16 protein-coding genes and 1 pseudogene are annotated in these 24,396 nt (G+C 72.8%); 8 read left to right on the forward strand and 9 right to left on the reverse strand.

The annotated features are described in order from the left end of the window. The first annotated feature begins 75 nt into the window (after window positions 1-75). From E6R62_RS29030 to E6R62_RS29050, 5 genes are all read left to right on the forward strand, one after another. Window positions 76-1,029: a sugar phosphate isomerase/epimerase gene (locus E6R62_RS29030; protein WP_136216455.1), complete on the forward strand. Its 954-nt coding sequence runs from the start codon at window positions 76-78 to the stop codon at window positions 1,027-1,029. A gap of 85 nt (window positions 1,030-1,114) precedes the next feature. Beyond that, window positions 1,115-2,128 carry a Gfo/Idh/MocA family protein gene (locus E6R62_RS29035; protein WP_136216456.1) on the forward strand — a complete coding sequence of 338 codons (1,014 nt, stop codon included), beginning with the start codon at window positions 1,115-1,117 and terminating at the stop codon, window positions 2,126-2,128. A 258-nt stretch (window positions 2,129-2,386) separates the two neighbouring features. Then, window positions 2,387-2,587, forward strand: coding sequence for an AlpA family transcriptional regulator (locus tag E6R62_RS29040; RefSeq protein ID WP_136216457.1), 201 nt, complete (start codon window positions 2,387-2,389; stop codon window positions 2,585-2,587). A gap of 131 nt (window positions 2,588-2,718) precedes the next feature. After that, window positions 2,719-2,952: a heavy-metal-associated domain-containing protein gene (locus tag E6R62_RS29045; protein ID WP_136216458.1), complete on the forward strand. Its 234-nt coding sequence runs from the start codon at window positions 2,719-2,721 to the stop codon at window positions 2,950-2,952. A gap of 91 nt (window positions 2,953-3,043) precedes the next feature. Then, the gene (locus E6R62_RS29050) at window positions 3,044-5,341 is read left to right on the forward strand and encodes a cation-translocating P-type ATPase (RefSeq protein ID WP_136216459.1); all 2,298 of its coding nucleotides are present in this window, start codon (window positions 3,044-3,046) and stop codon (window positions 5,339-5,341) included. Between the two features lie 401 nt (window positions 5,342-5,742). On the opposite strand, the gene E6R62_RS29055 is transcribed toward E6R62_RS29050, so the two are convergent. The 3 genes from E6R62_RS29055 to E6R62_RS29065 form a co-directional block, all read right to left on the reverse strand. Then, entirely contained in the window at window positions 5,743-7,032 is a 1,290-nt protein-coding gene (locus E6R62_RS29055) for a citrate synthase (RefSeq protein WP_136216460.1), read from the reverse strand. Window positions 7,033-7,214: 182 nt separating this feature from the next. Next, a complete protein-coding gene (locus tag E6R62_RS29060) occupies window positions 7,215-9,458 on the reverse strand; it encodes an ATP-dependent RecD-like DNA helicase (RefSeq protein WP_136216461.1) in 2,244 nt (747 codons plus the stop codon). A 229-nt stretch (window positions 9,459-9,687) separates the two neighbouring features. Then, a complete protein-coding gene (locus E6R62_RS29065; RefSeq protein WP_136216462.1) occupies window positions 9,688-10,695 on the reverse strand; it encodes an EamA family transporter in 1,008 nt (335 codons plus the stop codon). 105 nt (window positions 10,696-10,800) lie between these two features. Here E6R62_RS29065 and E6R62_RS29070 point away from each other — a divergent pair, with 105 nt between their 5' ends. Then, window positions 10,801-11,763, forward strand: coding sequence for a LysR family transcriptional regulator (locus tag E6R62_RS29070; RefSeq protein WP_136216463.1), 963 nt, complete (start codon window positions 10,801-10,803; stop codon window positions 11,761-11,763). 49 nt (window positions 11,764-11,812) lie between these two features. Beyond that, entirely contained in the window at window positions 11,813-13,669 is a 1,857-nt protein-coding gene (locus tag E6R62_RS29075) for a glycoside hydrolase family 3 protein (protein ID WP_206308876.1), read from the forward strand. Window positions 13,670-13,748: 79 nt separating this feature from the next. On the opposite strand, the gene E6R62_RS29080 is transcribed toward E6R62_RS29075, so the two are convergent. The 6 genes from E6R62_RS29080 to speB form a co-directional block, all read right to left on the reverse strand. Continuing rightward, on the reverse strand, window positions 13,749-15,182 hold the full coding sequence (locus E6R62_RS29080) for a S28 family serine protease (RefSeq protein WP_136216464.1): 1,434 nt from the start codon (window positions 15,180-15,182) through the stop codon (window positions 13,749-13,751). Window positions 15,183-15,272: 90 nt separating this feature from the next. After that, window positions 15,273-15,704 carry a hypothetical protein gene (locus tag E6R62_RS29085; protein ID WP_240801973.1) on the reverse strand — a complete coding sequence of 144 codons (432 nt, stop codon included), beginning with the start codon at window positions 15,702-15,704 and terminating at the stop codon, window positions 15,273-15,275. Between the two features lie 130 nt (window positions 15,705-15,834). After that, window positions 15,835-19,674, reverse strand: coding sequence for an ABC transporter ATP-binding protein (locus E6R62_RS29090; protein WP_240801974.1), 3,840 nt, complete (start codon window positions 19,672-19,674; stop codon window positions 15,835-15,837). A 137-nt stretch (window positions 19,675-19,811) separates the two neighbouring features. After that, complete coding sequence (locus E6R62_RS29095) at window positions 19,812-20,855, reverse strand: MBL fold metallo-hydrolase (protein ID WP_136216467.1); 1,044 nt, start codon at window positions 20,853-20,855, stop codon at window positions 19,812-19,814. A gap of 107 nt (window positions 20,856-20,962) precedes the next feature. Next, window positions 20,963-22,630: a thiamine pyrophosphate-binding protein gene (locus E6R62_RS29100; RefSeq protein ID WP_136216468.1), complete on the reverse strand. Its 1,668-nt coding sequence runs from the start codon at window positions 22,628-22,630 to the stop codon at window positions 20,963-20,965. Window positions 22,631-22,655: 25 nt separating this feature from the next. After that, window positions 22,656-23,618, reverse strand: a complete 963-nt coding sequence (gene speB / locus E6R62_RS29105; RefSeq protein ID WP_136216469.1) for an agmatinase — start codon at window positions 23,616-23,618, stop codon at window positions 22,656-22,658. A 110-nt stretch (window positions 23,619-23,728) separates the two neighbouring features. On the opposite strand from speB, the pseudogene E6R62_RS29110 reads away from it, so the two are divergent. Continuing rightward, window positions 23,729-24,247 (forward strand): annotated as a pseudogene (locus E6R62_RS29110) (PucR family transcriptional regulator ligand-binding domain-containing protein); the annotation flags it as partial. Between the last annotated feature and the right edge of the window lie 149 nt (window positions 24,248-24,396).

Below are 24,396 nucleotides of genomic sequence, written 5' to 3' on the forward strand. Positions count from 1 at the left end.
GTGCCACTGCTCCCACTTCCTCTCCCACTGCGCTTCCCCGTCCCCTTTCGAGCCTCGCACCCTAAGGTGGCCGCCATGACGTCCTCGCCGTCCTCCACTCCCCCGCCCTCCACTCCCTCGTCCTCCCCAGCCACGCTGACCCGTATCCGCGTCGGTTCCGCCCCGGACTCGTGGGGGGTGTGGTTTCCGGACGATCCCCTCCAGACGCCGTGGGAGCGTTTCCTGGACGAGGTCGCGGAGGCCGGGTACGAGTGGATCGAACTCGGCCCGTACGGCTACCTGCCCACCGATCCGGCCCGCCTCGCCGACGAGACCGCCCGGCGCGGCCTGCGCGTCTGCGCGGGCACCGTCTTCACCGGACTCCATCACGGGCCGGGCGTGTGGGAGCAGACCTGGGAGCACGTGTCGCGGATCGCGGAACTCACCCGGGCCATGGGCGCGGCGCACCTCGTGGTCATCCCGTCGTTCTGGCGCGACGACAAGACCGGCGAGGTGCTGGAGGACGCGACCCTCACGGCCTCGGGCTGGCGCGAACTGACCACGCAGACCGAGCGCCTGGGCCGGGAGGTGCGCGAGCGGTACGGGCTGCGGATCGTGGTCCACCCCCATGCGGACACCCACATCGACACCCCGGAGAACGTCGCCCGGTTCCTCGACGCCACCGACCCGGAGCTGGTGTCGCTCTGCCTGGACACCGGGCACTACGCCTACTGCGGCGGGGACAGCGTCCGGGCCGTCGAGACCTTCGGCGAGCGGATCGGCTACCTGCACCTCAAGCAGGTGGACCCGCGCGTCCTGGCCGAAGTGGTCGCCGGGCAGGTGCCGTTCGGACCGGCCGTGGCGCGCGGGGTGATGTGCGAGCCGCCGTCCGGGGTGCCCGCGCTGGAACCCGTGCTGGCCGCCGCCCAGGCGCTCGGGGTGGACCTGTTCGCCATCGTCGAGCAGGACATGTACCCCTGCCCGCCGGACCGGCCGCTGCCGATCGCCCGCCGGACCCGGTCCTACCTGCGCTCCTGCGGCGCCCGCTGACCACCCGGAACCCGGGGCCCGCCACCTCGGACCCCGCACCTCACGTCCGCCGCCCCAAGCCCGCCACCCCAAGGGGGACTTCCACATGACCAGCACGCTCGGCATCGCCGTCATCGGCACCGGGAGGATGGGCACCGACCACGTCCGCCGGATCGGCCGAACGGTCGGCGGGGCGCGGGTGGTGGCCGTGGCCGATCCGGACGGCGACCGCGTCAAGGAGGCAGTGGCGGGCCTGGAGGGCGTCAGCGCGCACACCGACGCCGCGGCGGCGATGGCCGCGCCGGGGGTGGGCGCCGTACTGATCGCCTCGCCCGGGCCCGCCCACGAGGAAGCGCTCCTGCACGCCTTGGCGCTGGAGCTGCCCGTGTTGTGCGAGAAGCCGCTGACCCCCGATCCGGCGGGCGCCCTGCGGGTGTTGGAGGCGGAGCTGAGGCTGGGTCGCAAGCTGGTCCAGGTGGGGTTCATGCGGCGGTTCGACGCCGAGTACGAGGGGCTGAGAGGACTGCTGGACGCGGGCGGGATCGGTCGGCCGCTGTTCCTGCACTGCCGACACCGCAACGCCGCCTCCCCCTCCTTCTTCACCAACGACATGCTGATCAGCGACTCCGTGGTGCACGAGGTGGACGCGGCGCGCTGGCTGCTGGGGCAGGAGATCACCGCGGTGACCGTCCTTTCGCCGGCCCCGTCCGCCGCCGCGCCGCAGGGGCTGAGCGATCCCCGCTTCGTGCTCCTGGAGACCTCGGGCGGGGCGATCGTCGACGTCGAGATCTTCGTCAACTGCGGCTTCGGCTACCAGGTGCAGTGCGAGGCGGTCGGCGAGGCGGGCAGCGCCCGGATCGGGGACGGCCACGCGATGGTCGTACAGACGCGGGGCCGGTGGGGCGGGGAGATCGCCCAGGACTTCCTCACCCGGTTCGCCGACGCCTACGACCGCCAGGTGCGGCGGTGGGTGGCGGCAGCCGCGCGGGGACGGATCGACGGGCCCGACGTGTGGGACGGCTACGCGGCCGCCGCCGTCTCCGAGGCCGGACTCGCCGCCGCGCGCAGTGGCACCCGGACCCCCGTGGAGCTGGTGGAACGGCCCGCGCTCTACCACTGAGCCACCGCCGCTTACACCGGCACCGCCGGCACCACCGGACCCCCGCCACCGGTGTGCCGCATCCGTCACGGAAGTCGCCGCCGTGTCACGCATGTCCGCGTTACGCGGGTTTTCCGTCACAGCCGGTCGACAGGCCCTCCCCTGCCCTCACCGTGCGTCGTTCCCCGGGCACAACCCCGAGTGATCGTCCGTCCACGCGCCGGCTCCCCCGACGGCCTCCCGGCCGACCCCTGCGCCGTGGACAAGGAGGTGTCGTGCATGAGCGACCGACAGCTGTGGTCGTACAAGGAGATCGCCGCCCACATCCGGGTCCAGCCGGACACCGTGCGCTCCTACCGCAAGCACGGACTGCTGCCGGCCCCCGACCATGTGGAGCACGGCAAGCCCTACTGGTACGACGATACGATCCGCGCCTGGGTGGCCCGCAGGCCGGGCAATCGGGGCCGCCGCGACGGCTGAAGGACGTGGCCCGCACCACGCCGCGCCACGCTTCCCCGAATACCCCCTGGGGGTACACTGGAGGGAAGTCGGGGAGGATGGGGTGCAGCGCGCCTCCCCGCGACCGACACGCCCTCGAAGAGGAGAACGACATGAGCGCCGAGACGGACACCCAGACCACCGCCGTCTACCGGGTGACCGGCATGACCTGCGGACACTGCGAGGGCGCGGTGACCGCCGAGATCTCGGCGCTGCCGGGTGTGAGTTCGGTCAAGGCCGTCGCCGCGACGGGTGAGGTCACCGTGGTCTCCGCCGCCCCGCTCCAGGACGAGGCCGTGCGCGCCGCCGTGGACGAGGCCGGGTACGAGTTGGCGGGCCGGGCCTGAGGCCGGGTAGAACTGCGAAGGACCCCGCCGGGTCGTACGGGACCGCTCATACTGGTCCCGTACGACCCGGCCTTCCCGTTTGGAGCCGGAGATGAGCGGCAGCGCAGTGCACGAGGGACCGGTATCGGTGGCCGGCGCCGGGGAGGTCGAACTGACCATCGGCGGGATGACGTGCGCCTCCTGCGCGGCCCGCGTCGAGAAGAAGCTGAACCGGATGGACGGGGTCAGCGCCACGGTGAACTACGCCACCGAGAAGGCCAAGGTGTCCTACTCGGGTGACGTGCGGGTGGCCGACCTGATCGCGACCGTCGTCAAGACCGGCTACACCGCCGAGGAGCCCCCGCCGCCGCCCGTGCCCGAGCCCCCGGCCCGCGACGTCGCCCCGCCGGGCATCCCCGCGCCGGACGCGGTCCCGGACGACCCGGCGCTCGACGCGCTGCGCGGGCGGCTGCTGGTCAGCGCCGCCCTGGCGCTGCCGGTCGTGGTCCTGTCCATGGTCCCGGCCCTCCAGTTCGACAACTGGCAGTGGCTCTCGCTGACCCTGGCCGCGCCGGTCGTCGTGTGGGGCGCCCTGCCGTTCCACCGGGCCGCCTGGACGAACGCGACACACGGCGCGGCCACCATGGACACCCTCGTCTCGCTCGGCACCCTCGCCGCGTTCGGCTGGTCACTGTGGGCGCTGTTCTTCGGTGACGCCGGCATGACCGGGATGCGGCACGACTTCGCCCTCACCGCATCCGGGACGGCGGGGGACTCCCTCTACCTGGAGGTGGCGTCCGGCGTCGTCACCTTCATCCTGCTGGGCCGCTACCTGGAGGCCCGCTCCAAGCGGAAGGCGGGCGCCGCCCTCAAGGCGCTGCTGGAGCTGGGCGCCAAGGACGTGGCCGTCCTGCGCGCCGGCCGCGAGGTGCGGGTGCCCGTGGGCGCGCTCGTCGTGGGCGACCGGTTCGTGGTCCGCCCCGGCGAGAAGATCGCCACCGACGGCACGGTGGTCGAGGGCGGCTCCGCCGTGGACGTCTCCTTGCTTACCGGGGAGTCCGTGCCCGTGGACGTGGGCGTCGGCGATCCGGTCACCGGCGCCACCGTCAACACGTCCGGCCGGCTGGTCGTCGAGGCGACCCGGGTGGGCGCGGACACCCGCCTGGCCCGGATCGCGCGGCTGGTCGAGGAGGCGCAGAACGGCAAGGCCGAGGTCCAGCGCCTGGCGGACCGGATCTCGGCGGTGTTCGTGCCGGTCGTCCTGCTGCTCTCCCTCGGGACGTGGGTGACCTGGCTGCTGATCGCCGACGACGCGACGGCCGCGTTCACCGCCGCCGTGGCCGTCCTGATCATCGCCTGCCCGTGCGCCCTGGGGCTGGCCACCCCGACCGCCCTGATGGTCGGCACCGGCCGGGGCGCCCAACTCGGCATCCTGATCAAGGGGCCGGAGGTGTTGGAGTCGACCCACCGGGTGGACACCGTCGTCCTGGACAAGACCGGCACCGTCACGACCGGGCGGATGACCCTGACCGGGGTGCACCCCGCGCCGGGCGTGGACGGGCTGGAGCTGCTGCGCACGGCCGGCTCCCTGGAACACGCCTCCGAGCACCCCATCGCCCGGGCGATCGCGGTGGCCGCCGCCGAGCGGGCGGGGGCCCTGCCGGTCCCCGAGGGCTTCGAGAACCTGGCCGGGCTCGGCGTACGGGGCGTGGTGGACGGGCGCTCCGTGTCGGTGGGCCGGGAGGGCTTCCTGGCGGAGCGCGGCGTCTCCGCCCTGCCGGCCGCCCTGGCCGGCGCCAAGGCGGCCGCCGAGGCCGCGGGCGCCACGGCGGTGCTGGTTGCTTGGGACGGGGAGGTGCGCGGGGTGCTCGCGGTCGCCGACGCGGTGAAGGCGACCAGCGCCGAGGCGGTGGCGCGGCTGCGGGCGCTGGGCCTCACCCCGATGCTGCTGACCGGCGACAACCGGGCCGTGGCCGAGGCGGTGGCCGCCGAGGTGGGCATCGACGAGGTGATCGCCGAGGTGCTCCCGCGGGACAAGGTGGAGGTCGTACGCCACTTGCAGGCCGAGGGCCGCACGGTGGCCATGGTCGGGGACGGCGTCAACGACGCGGCCGCCCTCGCCCAGGCCGACCTGGGCCTGGCCATGGGGACCGGCACGGACGCGGCCATCGAGGCCGGCGATCTGACCCTCGTACGGGGCGACCTGCGGGTGGCGGCGGACGCGATCCGCCTCTCCCGCCGGACCCTGGCCACCATCAAGGGCAACCTCTTCTGGGCCTTCGGCTACAACCTGGCCGCGCTCCCGTTGGCGGCCTCCGGGCTGCTCAACCCGATGATCGCCGGGGCGGCCATGGCCTTTTCTTCGGTCTTCGTGGTGACCAACAGCCTGCGGTTGCGGTCCTTCCGCTAGAGGATTCCCTTCGCACCGCACACACAGATCCTTCACAGGAGACGCAGATCACAGTGATTCGAACGTAACCATCCGGCGGATGCGCGGGTCTAATGGGGTGATGCCAGGAACGTCTTGGGGGACGTTCGCGGGAGGTCTTGGGGGACGTCCCGGGCATCAGCCGGCCGGGACACGTGCGCCCCGGGGAGCTTTGAGCGGCCCTCCCGACCCGTACGGGTCCCGGCAAGAACCCCATCGGAGTGCTTCACGACCGCACTCCTCGCCGACACCCCGGTTCGGGTCCCGTGGGGGGAATCCGTTCCGGGGAAAGGAAAGCGCCCCGACCGTCGACCCGTGGGGGGATCGACGGCGGGGCGCTTTTCGTGTGCGCGCGGGCCCTGGCGGGTCCGGGAAGCCTCGGGTCAGCGGGCCTCGACCGGGACGAAGTCGCGCAGGACCTCGCCGGTGTAGATCTGGCGCGGGCGACCGATGCGGGAGCCGGGCTCCTTGATCATCTCGTGCCACTGGGCGATCCAGCCGGGGAGCCGGCCGAGCGCGAAGAGCACGGTGAACATCTCGGTCGGGAAGCCCATGGCCCGGTAGATGAGACCGGTGTAGAAGTCCACGTTCGGGTAGAGGTTGCGCGCGACGAAGTACTCGTCGGCCAGCGCGTGCTCCTCCAGCTTGAGCGCGATGTCGAGCAGCTCGTCGCTCTTGCCCAGCGCCGAGAGGACGTCGTGCGCCGCCGCCTTGATGATCTTCGCCCGGGGGTCGAAGCTCTTGTAGACGCGGTGCCCGAAGCCCATGAGGCGGACGCCGTCTTCCTTGTTCTTCACCTTGCGGATGAAGGCGTCGACGTCGCCGCCGTCGTTCTTGATGCCTTCCAGCATCTCCAGCACCGACTGGTTGGCGCCGCCGTGCAGGGGGCCCCACAGGGCCGAGATGCCGGCGGAGATCGAGGCGAACATGTTCGCCTGCGAGGAACCGACCAGACGCACGGTGGAGGTCGAGCAGTTCTGCTCGTGGTCCGCGTGCAGGATCAGCAGCTTGTCCAGCGCCGAGACGACGACCGGGTCCAGGTCGTACTCCTGGGCCGGCACGGAGAAGGTCATGCGCAGGAAGTTCTCGACGTAGCCGAGGTCGTTGCGCGGGTAGACCACCGGGTGACCGACGGACTTCTTGTACGCGTACGCGGCGATCGTCGGCAGCTTGGCCAGCAGCCGGATCGTCGAGAGGTGGCGCTGCTTCTCGTCGAACGGGTTGTGGCTGTCCTGGTAGAACGTCGACAGCGCGCTGACCACGGAGGAGAGCATCGCCATCGGGTGCGCGTCGCGCGGGAAGCCGTCGTAGAACCGCTTGACGTCCTCGTGCAGCAGCGTGTGCTGGGTGATCTCGTTGCGGAACGACGCGAGCTGGTCGACGGTCGGCAGCTCCCCGTTGATCAGCAGGTAGGCGACCTCGATGAAGGTCGAACGCTCGGCCAGCTGCTCGATCGGGTAGCCGCGGTAGCGCAGGATGCCCTGCTCGCCGTCGAGGTAGGTAATCGCGGACTTGTAGGCGGCGGTGTTGCCGTAGCCACTGTCCAAGGTGACGAGCCCGGTCTGGGCCCGCAGCTTCGAGATGTCGAAGCCCTGGTCACCGACGGTGCTCTCGACCACCGGGTAGGTGTATTCACCGTCCGCGTACCGGAGTACTACAGAGTTGTCGCTCACGTCATCCCTCACCGACGTAGTGCCTCTTCTTCGAGGTGCCCTGACTGCCTCTACCTTCCCCCATTTGGCGCAGGAGAGTGCACTCGGGGTCGGCCTTTGGTGCTTATGACGGCACTGAGTGCCTTCAATCTGAACATCCTGCCCCTTGTGCGCACTGCCGGGAACCCCAAATGATCGATCATTTAGGTGATGTTTCCCACCGGTATCCGGCCGGACAGTCTGGGGGCGACAGCCGTGTACCTCCTGCCTGCGGAAACGGTACGCACCGCCTGGCCGAGCGCCTTGCGTGACCCGACCAGAACGACCAGTTTCTTCGCCCTGGTCACCGCCGTGTAGAGCAGATTCCGCTGGAGCATCATCCAAGCCCCGGTGGTGACCGGGATCACGACCGCCGGATACTCGCTGCCCTGGGAGCGGTGGATGGTGACGGCGTACGCGTGGGCCAGCTCATCGAGCTCGGAGAACTCGTAGCCGACCTCCTCGTCCTCTTCCGTCCGCACCGTCAGACGCTGTTCGTCCAGGTCAAGGCCGGTGACGACGCCGACCGTGCCGTTGAAGACGCCGTTGGCGCCCTTCTCGTAGTTGTTCCGGATCTGGGTGACCTTGTCACCCACCCGGAAGACCCGGCCGCCGAACCGCTTCTCGGGCAGGCCGGGACGGGCGGGCGTCACCGCCTGTTGGAGCAGGCCGTTGAGGTTGCCCGCCCCGGCAGGCCCCCGGTGCATCGGCGCGAGCACCTGGATGTCACGGCGCGGATCCAGGCCGAATCTGGCCGGAATGCGCCGTGCGGCCACGTCCACGGCGAGCCGGCCGGCCTCCTCGGTGTCCTCCTCGGGGAAGAGGAAGAAGTCCGGCAGCCCGTCGGTGATGGGCGGCACACCGGTATTGATCCGGTGGGCGTTGGTGACCACGCCCGACTGCTGGGCCTGGCGGAAGATCCTGGTCAGGCGGACGGCGGGCACCGGCCCGTCCTCCGCGAGCAGGTCCCGGAGCACCTCGCCCGCGCCCACGGACGGCAACTGGTCCACGTCCCCGACCAACAAGAGGTGCGCCCCGGGGGCCACCGCCTTCACCAGTTTGTTCGCCAGCAGCAGATCCAACATCGAGGCTTCGTCCACCACGACGAGATCCGCGTCCAAGGGGCGGTCCCGGTCGAAGGCCGCGTCGCCGCCCGGCTTGAGTTCCAACAGCCGGTGCACGGTGGAGGCGTCGGCCCCGGTCAGCTCCGAGAGCCGTTTCGCGGCCCGGCCGGTGGGCGCCGCCAAGACCACCTTGGCCTTCTTGGCCCGGGCCAGTTCCACGATCGAGCGGACGGTGAAGGACTTGCCGCAGCCGGGCCCTCCCGTGAGGACGGCGACCCGGCGGGTGAGGGCCAGTCGGACGGCGTCCCGCTGCTCCGGGGCGAGCGCGGCCCCGGTGCGGCCGGCCAGCCAGGTCAGCGCCTTGTCCCAGTCCACGTCCTGGAAGCCGGGCATCCGGTCCTCCTCCGCGTACAACAGCCGCCGCACCTGGCCGACCAGCGACAGCTCGGCGCGGTGGAAGGGCACCAGGTACACGGCGGTGAGCGGCGGCCCGCCCTGGGGGTCCGGCACGGATTCCCGGACGACGCCCTCCGGGTCCGCGGCCAGCTCGGCCAGGCAGTCGATGACTAGCCCGGTGTCCACTTGGAGGAGTTTGACCCCGTCGGCGATCAGCCGTTCCTCGGGAAGGAAGCAGTGGCCCTGGTCGGTGGACTGCGACAGGGCGTACTGGAGCCCGGCCTTGACCCGTTCCGGGCTGTCGTGCGGGATGCCGACGGCCTGGGCGATGCGGTCGGCGGTGAGGAAGCCGATGCCCCAGACGTCGGCGGCGAGCCGGTAGGGCTGGTTGCGGACCACGGAGATGGAGGCGTCGCCGTACTTCTTGTAGATGCGGACCGCGATGGAGGTGGAGACGCCGACGCCCTGGAGGAAGACCATGACCTCCTTGATGGCCTTCTGCTCCTCCCAGGCGGCGCCGATCAGCTTGGTCCGCTTCGGCCCGAGGCCGGGCACTTCGATCAGCCGCTTCGGCTCGCCCTCGATCACCTCCAGGGTGTCGGTGCCGAAGTGGTCGACGATGCGCTCGGCGATCTTCGGCCCGATGCCCTTGATGAGGCCGGAGCCCAGATAGCGGCGGATGCCCTGGATGGTGGCGGGCAGGATGGTGGAGTAGTTCTCGACGCTGAACTGCTTGCCGTACTGGGGGTGGGAGCCCCAGCGGCCCTCCATGCGCAGGGACTCGCCGGGCTGCGCGCCGAGCAGGGAACCGACGACGGTCAGCAGGTCTCCGGCGCCCCGGCCGGTGTCGACCCGGGCGACCGTGTAGCCGCTCTCCTCGTTGGCGTAGGTGATGCGTTCCAGCACCCCCTCGACCACCGCGAGTTGCACTGCCCCGTTGCTCGTCATGCCTAGAACGTACCGGCCGCCGCCGACAGCGCGCCGCCCCTGTGGACGAACCGGAACCGGGGGGGCGGACCGAAAAGGGGCCCGGCCTTCCGGCCGGACCCCTCCACGGTTACCCCTCCCGTGCCGGACTTCCCGATCCCCCCAGATCCCCTCCCGGAAGTACCGACGTCCCCTACGACCCGCCACCGCCCCCGGTGGTTGCACCCGACCCCAGGTCTTTACTTTTCCATTACCCGAGGGGTGCTCGACCGGCGGCTGCCGTCGCGGGCGGAGCCTCGGGACCGGCCGGCGCCGCGGGGGCCCGTGCCGTCGGGGCGTGCGCCGCACGACCCTCCTCCGTACGGGCCTCCTCCGTACGGGCCTCCTCCCTGCGGGACTTCGAGCGCGCGGGCGCCAACGACGTGAGCCCGACCCCGCCGACGAGCAGGACGGCGGCCGACCACCGCGCGCCCGAGACGCCCTCCCCGAGCACCAGCGCGGCCGAGGACATGCCGAACACGGGGACCAGCAACGAGAACGGGGCCACGGCGGAGGCCGGGTAGCGGCGCAGCAGGTAGCCCCAGGCGCCGAAGCCGAACACCGTCGACACCCACGCGACATAGCCGATGACGGCGACCCCGGACCAGTCCAGGGCCCGCAGCGCGGCCAGATCGCGGTCGGGCCCCTCCAGCAGCAGCGACAGCCCGATCAGCGGCAACACCGGGACGGTGCACACCCACACCATGAAGTTCAGCGCGTCGGGCGGGGCGGCCTTGCGGGTCAGCACGTTGGACACGCCCCAGCAGGCGGCGGCCGCCACGACGAGCGTGAAGCCGGCGACCGGCCCGGACGCGCCCTCGTCCACGGCGGCGACCGCGATCCCGGCGAGGGCCACACCCATGCCGAGCACCCGCAGCGGTCGGGGCCGCTCCCGCAGGACGACCGCGGCGAGGACGGCGGTGAAGACGGCCTGGACCTGGAGGACGAGGGAGGACAGACCGGCGGGCATCCCGGCGGCCATGCCGGTGAACAGCAGGCCGAACTTGGCTATGCCCAGGGCCACGCCGACCCCGACGACCCACTTCCAGGCCACCTTGGGCCGGCCGACGAAGAAGACGGCGGGCAGCGCGGCGACGAGGAACCTCAGCGCGGACAGGAGCAACGGCGGGAAGTGGCCGAGTCCGATCTGGATGACGACGAAGTTGAACCCCCAGACGGCGGTCACGAGTACGGCGAGTGCGGTGTGTACGGGACGCATGCTCCGAGCATCGCCGGCCCGACCGTGTAGCACCAGCGCGGATCTCTTCCGGGATGGATGAAGCAACGCTTACGTCTCATGCCGGCCCGGGGCTACCATCGCGGCATGCTCGACCTGTCCCGGCTGCGCGCCCTGCACGCCGTCTCCGTCCACGGTTCGGTCGCGGGCGCGGCGGCCGCCCTCGGCTACACCCCCTCCGCCGTCTCGCAGCAGATCGCCAAACTGGAGCGCGAGACCCGCACCACGCTGCTGGAGCGGCGCGGGCGCGGGGTCGCCCTGACCGAGGAGGCGCGCCACCTCGCCGACACGGCCCGGGAGTTGCTGGCGATCGTGGAGAGGGCCGAGACGACGCTGGAGGAGCGGCGCGGGCAGCCGAGCGGACTGCTGACGGTGGCCGCCTTCGCCTCGGCGGCGCGCGGCCTGCTGCCCGGTGTGCTGGCGGAGCTGGCCGAGCGCCATCCGGCACTGGACGTCCGCCTGACGGAGGTGGACCCGCACCTGTCGGTCGACCTCGTGGCGCGCGGGGTCACCGACCTGGCTGTGGCGCACGACTGGGACATCGCCCCGCTCCCGGCCCCCGAGGGCATCGAGCAGGCGGTGATCGGGGACGACCACTGCGACCTCGTCGTACCGGCGGGCCATCCGTTCACCGCGCGCGCCGTGATCCGCCGGGCTGATCTCGGCGGCGAGCGGTGGGTGTGCCAGCCCCCGGGGCGGGTCTGCCACGACTGGCTGGTGCGGACCCTGCGCACGGCCGGCTTCGAGCCCGACATCGCGCACGTCGCCGAGGAGAACCACACCATCGTCGCCCTGGTGGCGGCGGGGCTCGGGGTGGCGGTCGTGCCGCGTCTGGGGACGGGCGCGCTGCCCCGGGGGGCGGTGGCCGTGCCGCTGGAGCCCGGGCCGGTCCGCCGGCTGTACGCGCTGTGGCGTACGGGCGCTGCCCGCCGCCCCGCCATCACGGCGGCGGTCCACACCCTGCGCACGCACTGGGCGGCCCGGGCCGGCGGGTGCGCACCGGCCCCGGGCGGAACCACTGCTCCCGAAGGGCCACTTCCGGGGGACTGAGCGAGTGTCCGCGGCTGCGGGGGCACGGCCCGGCAGTAGGGTCCGGCGGGTGCCGAACCAAGCCTCCCGCCGCGCCCTGCTCACCGCGGCCGCCCTGGCCGCCGTCACGGCGACCGGGGCGACCTCCTCCGCCTCGGGTGTCCGTCACGCCCCGGACGGCTCCCCCGTCGGCGCCCCGGACGACCCGCATCCGCCGGGCTCGGGGCCCGGAGGCAGGCGGGGGCGGTACCCCGACCGGGCGGAGCTGGGCCGGCTGGTGGACGCGATGAGCCTCGCCGAAAAGGTCGGGCAGTTGTTCGTGTCCCGGGCCTACGGGCATTCGGCGACCGCCCCCGATCCGGCGGACGCACGGCTGAACCAGGCGCAGTTCGGGGTGCGCACGGCCGCCGAACTCGTCGCCCGCTATCACTTGGGCGGGGTCATCTACTTCGCGTGGGCACACAACACCCGCACCCCCGGGCAGATCGCCGCCCTCTCGCAGGAGCTCCAACTGGCGGCCGCCGGCTCGGGCGCCGGCGTCCCGCTGCTGCTGTCCACGGACCAGGAGCACGGCGCCGTCGCCCGTATCGGCAAGCCCGCGACCCTGCTTCCGGGGGCGATGGCGCTGGGCGCCGGCCACCGCGCGACGGGTTCGACCGCCGAGGCCCGCCGGGCCGCGCGGATCGCCGGTGCGGAACTGGCGGCGATGGGCATCCGACAGGATTACGCGCCGGTCGCGGACGTGAACGTGAACCCGGCGAACCCGGTGATCGGCGTACGGTCCTTCGGCTCCGACCCGCGGGCCGTGGCGGCGCTGGTCGCCGCCCAGGTACGCGGCTACCAGGGCGCGGGGGTGGCCGCCACCGCCAAGCACTTCCCCGGACACGGGGACACCGAGACCGACAGTCATGTGGGGCTTCCGCTGATGCGGCACACCCGGGCCCAGTGGGAGGAGCTGGACGAGCCTCCGTTCCGGGCGGCCGTGGCGGCGGGCGTGGACGCCGTCATGACGGCGCACATCGTCTTCCCCGCGCTCGATCCCTCGGGTGACCCGGCGACCCTCTCCCGGCCGATCGTGACCGGCATCCTGCGCGAACGCCTCGGCTTCGGCGGGGTGGTGGTCACCGACGCGCTGGACATGGCCGGGGTACGACAGAAGTACGGCGACGACAGGGTTCCGGTCCTCGCGCTCAAGGCGGGCTGCGACCAGTTGCTGAACCCGCCGGACCTGGCGCTGGCGTACCGGAGCGTGCTGGCCGCCGTGGAGTCGGGCGAGCTGACCACGGCCCGGATCGAGGAGTCGGTGCTGCGCGTCCTCGAACTCAAGGCGCGCCGGGTCCTGTTCGCCGGCCCCTACACGGCGGGGCCCGACCTGGCGGAGGTCGGCGCGGCCGACCACCTGACGGCCGCCGACGAGATCGCGGCCGGTACGACGACCCTGTTGGCCAACCCGGCCGGGCTGCTGCCGCTGGACGCCTCGGCCGCGCCCCGGGTGCTGGTGACGGGAGCCGCCCCGCCCTCCCCCAGTGGTACCACCGGGCCCCCTACGGAGGTACTGGCGCGGGAGTTGGCGGCCCTGGGCTGCCGGGCCTCGGCGGTGGCTCCCGAAGGGGCGCCGGCGGCGGCGCCGGGTCACGCGGCGGTGCTGGTGTGCACGTACAACGTCCCCGAGGGCGACAGCCCGCAGCGGTCGCTGGTGGCGGACCTGCTGGCCACCGGGGTGCCGGTGGTGGCGGTCGCGATCCGCAACCCCTACGACGGCGCCCGACTGCCGCGGTGCGCCGCGGAGGTGGCCACCTACTCCTGGACGGACGTGGAGATGCGGGCGGCCGCCCGGGTGATCACCGGTGCGCGACGACCCTCGGGCCGCCTCCCGGTCCCGGTCCCGGGCCGCTACCCGCTGGGCCACGGGCTGACGTACGACTGAGCCGTACGCCCGCCCGCGGCCCCGCTGCCGGAGAGCCGTAGACCCGGGAGCCTTGGACCCGGGGCCACGGCCCAGGGAGCTACGGGCGCAGCTGCGCCTCCCGCGGGAGGTCCTGCTGGTCGAGCTGCGGGTCCGGCTTGGCCAGCGGCCTCGCGCGGCCCGCGTCGGCGAGTGCGGCGGCCGGCGCCACTCCGGCCCACTGGAGGATGCGCGCGGTCGCGAGGGTCCGCTCGCCGTCCTGGAGCTTGGCGACGTTGGCCCCGTGGTTGGCGCCCGGGGCGATCATCACGTAGCTGTCCTTCACGCCGTAGCCGAGGTGGAACGGTTCGGCACCCCACGGGTCGTTCTGCCCGTACACGAACAGCATCCGGTCCGCGTGGGTCCGCACCCAGGCGTCGACGTCGGCCATGACCCCCGGCTGGAAGGTCATCGGGATGTCACGCGGGACGAAGTCGCGCGGCGGCTGGTAGCCGTAACGGCTCAGCCCCTTGAGGTGCGGCTGCTTGATGTCGGGCGAGCCGAGCTGCGTACCCGCCTGGTAGTAGTACGGCGTGTACGTCTCCAGTCCCTGGTCGGTGTAGGCCGAGAAGCCGGAGATGGTGTCGACGGTGTCCCAGATCTCCTGGTCGGAGGCGGTCGCCGCGGTCGGGACTCCGGCGCAGTCGGCGAGCAGGCTGTACTGCCAGAAGGCCCAGGTGTAGTCGAGCACCACGGCCTCGTAGGCCTTGTCGAGGGTACCGACGGTGGTGAAGGTCCAGCCGTTCTCGGCGGCGGCGGCCGCGTACTTCGCCTCCAGCGGCTCGCGGCGCACGAGCGCCTCGCGCTGGACTGCGTTCAGCTTGTCGCGGCACTCCTTGGTGCCGACCTTGGAGAGGAACCGGTCGTAGGCCGAGTCCTCCTTGTTGTTGACGTCGTTCGGCGCGACGTAGGCGACGACGCCGTCCATGTCACGCGGGTAGTAGCGCTCGTAGTACGTCGCGGTCATACCGCCCTTGCTGCCGCCCGTCGCGATCCAGTTCTTGCTGTAGATCTTCTTGAGGGCGGTGAAGACGCGGTGCTGGTCGCCGGCGGCCTGCCAGATGTCCAGGTTCGCCCAGTTGGCCGGGTCGGGCCGGGAGGGTGTGAAGAATCGATACTCCAGGGACACCTGGTTGCCGTCGACGATGGTCGTCGGCTCGCTGCGGCGCGGGCTGGTGTTGACGTTGTAGCCGGAGGTGTAGAAGACCGTGGGCCGGGAGGTGTCCTTGTGCAGCAGGGTCAGCCGCTGCTTGAAGGTGCCCTTCGAGGGTTGGCGGTGGTCGACCGGCTGCTCGTATTCGAGCACGAAGAAGCGGTACCCGGGGTACGGCTTCTCCTCGATCAGGCTCATCCCCGGGATGCCGAGGATCTGGTCCTTGATGTCCGCGGCGGCGGCCGGCCCCGCGGCGGTGGCCGCTTGTGCCGTGGCGCCGGCCGCGCCCATGGTGCCGATGAGCACCACGAGCGACAGCAGCCATCCGAGCGTCTTGCGCATTCGCCCTCCCCTTGCGTTCACTTCGGTCGCCGTGAACCTAGCGGGGCCAACGCGCCTGTGAACAGACCAAGTTGGGCCGCGGGCAGGTCGTCAGCACAGGATCCGGCCGGAATCGGCCGATCCGGCCGCTACGTTCCCCCTTACATACACGCACCGGCTGACCGCGCCCACGGTGACGGGGCCCGCGTAACGGGTGAACCGCCCCGCGTCGACGACCGGGACACCCCCGCGCGGCTGAACGCTCACCGCCATCCGGCGGCGGGGGCCCGGCCGTGACGCGAGGGTCAGGGCGCACACCCGGGCGCGGCTCTTGTGCACGCGCACCTCCCCCTCGCCGGCCGGGAGGGGCATCACCTTGACGAGCCGGCCCGCGCAGACGGCGCCCCCGGCGGCGGCCCGTGCCGGGGGCGCCGTCGACAGCGCGGCCCCGGCAAGCCACAGCGCCGCCGCGAACACCCCCGCGGCCCGGGCCCGCCTCCGGCCGAGCCCCTCCCACCGCCTCTTCCCCACCTGTGTCGACACCCCGGACCCCCCATCCGTCGTACGTAACACGTACGCCAGTACGACGCCCCGCCCATCCGGAAGGTTGCACCCGGCGGCGGGCGGCGGCCGGGGCGACCGCCTCGGCGGGCGGTCGACTCGGCCGGACGGGTCAGGCGGCGGCCCGCTCGTCCTCTCCGGCGAAGGTCCGCCACAGCTCGGCGTAACGGCCCCCGCGCGCCAGGAGCTCGGCGTGCGTGCCGTCCTCGACGACCGCGCCCCGGTCGAGGACCACCACGCGGTCGGCGCGGGCGGCGGTCGTCAGGCGGTGGGCCACCACGAGGGTGGTGCGCTTGCCGGCGAGCCGGTCCGTGGCCAGGTTGACCTGGGCCTCGGTGGCCAGGTCGAGGGCGGCCGTCGCCTCGTCCAGCAGCAGGACATCGGGGTCGACGAGTTCGGCCCGGGCGAGCGCGATCAGCTGGCGCTGACCGGCGGAGAGGTTGCGTCCGCGCTCGGCGACGGTGTGCAGGTAACCGCCGTCGAGGGTGGCGATCATCTCGTGGGCTCCGACCGTGCGCGCGGCGGCCTCCACCTCGGCGTCGCTCGCCTCCGGCCGCCCGTAGGCGATGGCGTCGCGGACCGTACCCGGGAAGAGGTAGGCCTCCTGGGGGACGACGCCCAGCCGGTGGCGGTACGCCGTCAGGTCCAACTCCCGCAGGTCGGCGCCGTCGGCGGTGACCCGGCCGGAGGTCGGGTCGTAGAACCGGGCCACCAGCTTGACCAGCGTGGACTTTCCGGCGCCGGTCTCGCCGACGAAGGCCACGGTCTGTCCGGCCGGTATGCGCAGGCTTATCCCGGCCAACGCCTCCCCCTTCCCGCCGCGCTCCTCGGCGGTTCCGTAGGCGAACCGCACGTCCTCGAAGGCGACCTCGCCCCGCAGCTCCGGCACCGGGCGCGGGTGGGCGGGCCGGGGGGTGCTGGTCGGCTCGCGCAGCAGGTCCTGGATACGGCCGAGGGAGACGGTGGCCTGCTGGTACCCGTCGAAGACCTGGGACAGCTGCTGGACGGGCGCGAAGAACAGGTCGATGTAGAGCAGGTACGCGACGAGCGCGCCCGTGGTGAGCGTCTGGGCCTCCACCCGGCCCGCGCCGACGATCAGTACGGCGGCCGCGGCGCCCGAGGACAGCAGCTGCACGAAGGGGAAGTAGACGGATATCAGCCACTGGCCGCGGACCCGGGCCTGACGGTACGAGTCGCTGCGCCCGGCGAAACGGACCGCTCCGTCGCCCTCGCGGCGGAAGGCCTGGACGATGCGCAGTCCGGCCACGGACTCCTGGAGGTCGGCGTTGACGGCGCTGACCCGGTCGCGGGCGAGCTCGTACGCGGCGACCGACTTGCGGCGGAAGACGACGGTGCCGATGACCAGCAGGGGGAGCGTCGCGAAGACGATCAGGGCCAGTTCCACGTCGAGGACGAGCAGGGCGATCAGGATGCCGAAGAAGGTGAAGACGGAGACGACGGCGGTGACCAGCCCGGTCTGGAGGAAGCTGGACAACGCGTCCACGTCGGTGGTCATCCGGGTCATGATCTTGCCGGTCAGCTCGCGCTCGTAGTAGTCGAGCCCGAGGCGCTGGAGCTGCGCGAAGATCTTGACGCGCAGGGCGTACAGCACCCGCTCGCCGGTCCGCCCGGTCATCCGGGTCTCGGCGAACTGGGCGGCCCACTGCCCGACGACGACGGCCAGGGCCAGCGCGGCGGCCACCCAGACCGCCCCGAGCGCGGCCTGTTCGACGCCCTTGTCGATGCCGTGCCGGATCAGGATCGGCAGCAGCAGGCCGGAGCCGGCGTCGACGGCGACGAGGGCGAGGCTGACGGCGAGCGGCGCCCAGAAGCCGCGGAGCAACCGGCGCAGGCCGTAGCTCTCCTCGGCGGAGGCGGCCCGGTCCTCGTCGACGTCGGGCAGGTCGTCCGCGGGCGGCAGGGCGGCGACCTGCGCGAGCAGCTCGGGGGTGGCGGGGCCGCCGGCGGCGGGGGGCCCGGCGACGGGGGCGGCGGGGACCGCGGGGGCGGCGGGGATGTCGGCGCCGGGGGCGTCGCCCTCCGCCTCGTCCTGGCGGCGCCAGAGCTCGGGGGTGATCCCGCCGGAGACCCGGCGCTTGGCGTTGACCGGCTCGGAGTCGATCTCCGCCTCGATCTCGATGTCCCGTTCGAGGTCGCGCTCGAACTCGGCCATCGCGGCGGCCTCGGGAACGCGCGGCGAGGCGGCGCCCAGCGCGTCGGGGTCGGTCAGCAGCCTGCGGTAGAGGGCGGAGCGTTGCTGGAGCTCGTCGTGGGTGCCGATGTCGCAGAGGCGTCCGTGGTCGAGTACGGCGATCCGGTCGGCCAGGGCGAGCGTGGAGCGGCGGTGCGCGATGAGGAGGGTGGTGCGGCCGGCCATCACGGCGCGCAGGGCCTCGTGTATCTCGTGCTCGACGCGGGCGTCGACGGCGGAGGTCGCGTCGTCCAGGAGCAGCAGCCGGGGGTCGGTGAGGAGGGCGCGGGCGAGCGCGATGCGCTGGCGCTGGCCGCCGGACAGGGTCAGGCCCTGCTCGCCCACCGTGGTGTCGTATCCGGCGGGCAGCGCCTCGATGAACCCCTCGGCCTGGGCGGCGCGGGCGGCGGCCCGTATCTGCTCCTCGTCGGCCCCGGGGTGCCCGTAGGCGATGTTGGCGCGGATGGAGTCGGAGAAGAGGAACGAGTCCTCGGGCACCAGGCCGATCGCGCCGCGCAGCGAGGCGTACGTCAGCTCGCGCACGTCGTGGCCGCCGATGCGGACGGCACCGCCGTCGGTGTCGTAGAAGCGGGGCAGGAGCAGCGAGACGGTGGACTTGCCGCTGCCGGAGGAGCCGACGAGGGCGACGGTCTCGCCCTCCTCGATGCGCAGCGAGAACCCGTCGAGGACGGGCCGCTCGGGGTCGTAGCCGAAGCGGACGTCCTCGAATTCGACGGTTGCGGGCGCGTCGGCGGCCAGTTCGGTCGTGCCCTCCTCGATCACCGGCTCGGTGTCGATCAGCTCGAAGACGCGCTCGACGCCTGCGCGCGCCTGCTGTCCGACGGTGAGCACCATGGCGAGCATGCGGACGGGACCGACGAGCTGGGCGAGGTAGGTGGAGAAGGCGACGAAGGTACCGAGGGTGACCTGACCGCGGGTGGCCATCCAGCCGCCGAGGGCCAGCATCGCGACCTGGCCGAGCGCCGGCACGGCCTGGAGGGCGGGGGTGTACTTCGAGTTGAGCCGGATGGCGCGCATCCGCCCGGCGAACAGCCGACGGCCGGCTTCGCGGAGCTTGCCGGTCTCCTGCTCCTCCTGACCGAAGCCCTTGACCACGCGGACCCCGGTGACGGCCCCGTCGACGACGCCGGCGACGGCCGCGGCCTGGCTCTGGGCGTACCAGGTGGCGGGGAACAGCTTCTTGCGACTGCGCTTGGCGATGTACCAGAGGGCGGGGGCCATCAGCAGGGCGACGAGGGTCAGCAGCGGGGACAGCGCCAGCATGATGCCGAGGGATATCCCGAAGAGCAGGAAGTTCCCGATGGTCATCGGGAGCATGAAGAGCAGGCCCTGGATCAGCTGGAGGTCGCTGGTGGCCCGGCCGACGACCTGGCCGGTGGAGAGCTCGTCCTGGCGCCGGCCGTCGAGGCGGGTGATGGCGCCGTACATGTCGGTGCGCAGGTCGTGCTGGACGTCGAGGGCGAGGCGCCCGCCGTAGTACCTGCGTATGTAGGTCAGCACGTACACCAGGAGGGCGGCGCCTATGAGCATGCCCGCCCAGGGGCCCATGGGCTTGCTCTTGTCACCGATGACGTCGTCGATGATGGTCCGCGTGACGAGCGGCACGAGCGCCATGACGGCCATACCGGCCAGCGAGGACCCGAGCGCGAGGAGCACGTTGGCCTTGTACCGCCAGGTGTAGGCGGTCAGCCGCCTGCCCCAGCCCTGTTTTCCGCCTGCTTCCGTCTCCGCCGCCGCCACGTCGTGCCTCCCCGTCGATCCTGTCCTGCCGCAGGCGCCAACGCCCCGACCGGCGGATTTCATCCCGCGGCAACAATCGAACAGCGTTCCGCGCGGGCGCGCCGGACGGCGTGGGCCGTTGGGGGTATCCGGACCGCTCAGGCCCGCGCGGTGTTGCGGGCCGTGGGCCGGGACCAGGGCGCGCCGGCTTCGGCGGACTCCGGCCGGAACCCGAGCTCGCGCATCTGGTTGACGGCCATCATGGCCCCGAAGACCGGATTCGGGTTGGCGCCGCCGACCCCCAGCCGGGCGAGGGCGTCCGCGTAACCGGTGGCGAAGTCGCCGGGCCGGACCCGGGCGCTGTCCCCGGTCAGCCGCAGGGCCGCCTCCTGCAGGGCGGTGGCCTGCTCCAGCAGGCCGTCCAGGTGGGACACCGCCTCGGCGGGGCGGCGCACGGCGAAGGTGTGGCCGTCGGTGAGGAGCGCGGCTCCCCCCTGCTCGAAGAGGAGGGCGACGGCGCCGAGCACGGTCTGGATCTTGAGCTGGTCGGCGTCGGCCATCGCGCCGCAGGCTCCGTTCCCCTCGTCGGACAGGTGGAGTACGCCGCTGTCCCTCAGGTGCACGATGACGTGCCCGGCGGTGTGGCCCTCGCTGCGCAGTACGCGGACCGCGCCGTCGACGAAGGCCCAGCCGGTGAACCGCACCGGCCCGATCCGGATCCGCTCCGGCGGGAGCCGCTCGTAGGTCCGGGTCGTGGCGGCGAAGGCGCTCACGGGCTCGAAGAGAGACATCACCTTGGCGGCCAGCGCGGGCGCGGGCAGCGGCGCCATGGCGGCGATGCGCTCGAAGGACCGCGTCCAGTACGCCACCGGGTCCCGCATCTGGTCGAGGTCCCGGGCGGGTACGTAGTGCTCGGCCGGCACGCCCAGCTCGTCGGCCAGGTCGTTGTTGGCTACGTGGTCCACATGACCGTGGGTGGTCAGCACCAGCGCCCGCGCCCAGGGCCCGACCCGGTCCGCCGCCTCGCGCAGGGCCGAGCGGAAGGCGGCCGTGCCGCCGGTGTCGACGATGACGAGGGTGTCGCCGACGCGGTGGACGAGGGCGTTGGCGACGTCCGGCTGGTCCTGCTCGAAATCCAGCTCCTGCCCCAGGACCAGCACGGTCCGCCCGTCGATCTCGATCAGCTCACCGAGCGCGGTCATCGGCCCTCCCGCGGTCTCGTCGGGGTCCTACTGCCGAGCCTACGCGGCACGCGGGCCGGGGGCAGCGGCGATGCTCGGGGGCCGGGGCCGCCTGAGCCCCCCACCCGTCAGAGGTGGGTCGGGGCGAACATCTTCAAGGTGGTGGGGAGGACCAGAACCGAGGGGCCCGGGGAGGCGAGGGCCGTGGCGAGGTCCTCGCGGAGGGTGGCGGCCGAGGTGGTGACGGCCGGGACGCCGAAGGAGGCGGCCAGGGCGACGAAGTCGGGGCCGGTGAGGTCCGTACCCGTCGCGCAGCCGTACTCGCGCAGGATGCCGTAGCCGCCGTCGTCGACGATCAGCCAGGTCACGTCCAGCTCGTGCTGCTTGGCCGTGGCCAGTTCCGCGATCGAGTACATCGCGCCGCCGTCACCGGAGACGGCCAGCACCGGGGTGCCCGGTTCGGCGACGCACGCGCCGAGGGCCGCCGGGAAGGCGTAGCCGAGGCCGCCCGCGCCCTGCGCCGAGTGCATGGTGTTGGGGTGCTTCGCGTCGAAGGCGGACCACGCCCAGTAGGACAGGATCGTCATGTCCCAGAACGACGGCGAGCGCGGCGGCAGGGCCGACCGGATGGCGGCCAGCAGCTCCTGCTCCAGCGCCACGTCCTGGTCGGCCAGGCGATGCGCGATCTCGTCCAGGACCAGCCGGACGCGGGCGGCGGCCGAGGGGTCCTCCCGCTCCGGGACCGTCTCCAGCAGGGCCTGTAGGGCCAGGCGGGCGTCCGCGTGGATGCCGAGGGCCGGGTGGTTGGACTCCAGCTTCCCGAGGTCCGCCTCGATCTGGACGACCCGGCCCGTGGGGAAGAACGTGTGGTAGTTCGAGGAGAGTTCCCCGAGCCCGGAGCCCACCACCAGCAGGACGTCCGCGTCCTCCAGGAAGTCCGTCATGTGGCGGTCCTCCAGCCAGGACTGGAGGGACAGCGGGTGGGTCCAGGGGAAGGCGCCCTTCCCGCCGAAGGTGGTGACGACGGGCGCGTCCAGGCGCTCCGCGAGCTGCCTCAGCTTCCCCGCCGCGTCGGCGCGCACCACCCCGCCACCCGCGATGATCACCGGCCGGGCGGCCTGCGACAGCCAGTGCGCCGCGAGCGCCGTCAGCTCGGGGCGCGGGACCAGCTCGTGCGGCGTCGCGTCCACCCCCGTGACCTGCGGAATCACCGTCTCCGCGCGGAGGACGTCCTCCGGGATCTCGATCCAGACGGGCCCGTGCGGCGCACTGAGCGCCGACTCCCAGGCCTCCGCGATGACGGACGGGATCTGTGACGGGGTGCGGGCGGTGTGGACGGACTTGACCACGTCCCGGAACGAGGCCGACTGGTCCCGCAGCTCGTGCAGGTGCCCGCGCCGCCCGCCGCCCAGCCCCGCACTCGGCACCTGCGAGGAGATGGCGAGCACGGGCGCGGAGGCGGCCGCCGCCTCCGCCAGCGCCGGCAGGGCCATCAGCGCGCCCGGGCCGGTGGACAGCAGCAGCGGGACCGCCCCGCCGGTGAGGCGGCCGTACGCGTCGGCCGCGAACCCGGCGTTGTTCTCCGTACGCAGGGCGACCAACCGCAGGTCGGAGCGGCCCACCGCGTCGAAGACGGCCAGCGCGTGCTGCCCGGGAAGCCCGAACACGGTGGTGGCGCCGAGCGAGCGCAGCGTCTCCACGACCAGGTCCCCGCCCGTCCGCCCGGGCGGCGGCGCGAGCGCGGCCGCCGTCTGGGCTTCGGTGGGACGGAGTACCAGGTCGTGGTCGTGCGTCACGTGCGGTTCTCGCCCTTCTCAGGTCCTACTTCGTCTTCGACGCCGCGATCTGCCGGCTCATGATCGTGGTCAGCTCGTACGCGGTGTGCGAGGCCGCGACCGAGGTGATCTCGGCGTGATCGTACGCCGGGGCGACCTCGACGACATCCGCGGAGACCAGGTTGCAGGAGGACAGACCGCGGATGATCTCCAGCAGCTCGCGGGAGGTCATGCCGCCCGCCTCGGGCGTGCCGGTGCCGGGCGCGTGCGCCGGGTCCAGGACGTCGATGTCGATGGAGATGTACAGCGGGCGGTCGCCGATGCGCTGGCGGAGCTGGTCCGCGACCTCGTCGGCGCCGCGCCGGTAGACGTCGGCCGAGGTGACGATGCCGAAGCCCATCTTGGCGTCGTCGTCCAGGTCCTGCTTGCCGTAGAGCGGGCCGCGCGTGCCGACGTGCGAGAGCGCCTCGGTGTCGAGGATGCCCTCCTCCACGGCGCGGCGGAACGGGGTGCCGTGCGTGTACTCGGCGCCGAAGTAGGTGTCCCAGGTGTCCAGGTGGGCGTCGAAGTGCAGCAGCGCCACCGGGCCGTGCTTCTTGGCGACCGAGCGCAGCAGCGGCAGCGCGATGGTGTGGTCGCCGCCGAGGGTCATCAGGCGGGAGCCGGCGCCGAGCAGCTCGTCGGCGGCGGCCTCGACCGTCTCGACGGCCTCGTTGATGTTGAAGGGGTTCACGGCGATGTCGCCGGCGTCCGCGACCTGGGCGAGCGCGAACGGGGAGGCGTCCTGCGCCGGGTTGTAGGGGCGCAGCAGACGCGAGGCCTCACGGATGGCGTTGCCGCCGAAACGGGCGCCCGGCCGGTAGGAGACACCGGAGTCGAACGGGACGCCGACGACGGCCACGTCGGCCGAGCCGACCTCGTCCAGGCGCGGCAGCCGGGCGAAGGTCGCCGGGCCCGCGTAGCGCGGGATGCGGGAGGAGTCGACGGGTCCGCGCGGCTGCGTGCTCATGGGGGTGCCTTCCGGAGGGGGTGTGCGGTCCTTCGAGCGTAAGGGGACGGCCGGGAGGTGCGAAGTGTACGTTTCCTCCATCAGGCAGAGCGCACCTATACGGAGTATCCATGCCGGACCAGCCGCCGACCCCGGGCATCGCCCTGTCCGCCCTGCTCGCCGACCGGGAGCTGGGCCTGCGCGGGTTGCACGCCGTGGAGGGGGTCGCCGTGCACGCGGTCCACGCCTCCGAGATGGCGGACCCGTCCCCGTATCTGCTGGGCGGGGAGCTGTTGCTGACCGCCGGGGCGCAGCTCGGGCCGGACGCCGACGGGTACGTGGCCCGGCTCGTCACGGCGGGCGCGGCGGCGCTCGGGTTCGGGGTGGCGCCGGTGCACGAGGAGGTGCCGCCGGAACTGGTGGCGGCCTGCGCCCGGCACGGGCTGCCGTTGCTGGAAGTGCCGCCGGGGACCCCGTTCACCGCGGTCGCCCGTACCGTGTGGCGGCTGATGGCGGAGGCCCGGACGCGAGAGCTGCGCCGGGTCACCGAGGCGCAGCAGGCGCTGGCGGCGGCCGCCGCCCGGCCGGAGCCGGTCCCGGCGGTGTTGCGCCGGCTGGCGGCGAGCCTGGGGGGTCGGGTCGTCCTGCTGCCGGGCCGCCCCGGGACCGGGGCGGGCTCGTGCGCAGGGAGCGCTCGGCTCTGGCACCTGCTGCGCGCGGCGGATCAGATCTGTGACGGCCAGGCCAGAGTTTACTGCGGCTAAAGGTGAGGGTTTTTATCGCAAGGAACTGAGTGGAA

The sequence above is a fragment of the Streptomyces sp. A1136 genome (assembly GCF_004795055.1).
GTDB lineage: Bacteria > Actinomycetota > Actinomycetes > Streptomycetales > Streptomycetaceae > Streptomyces.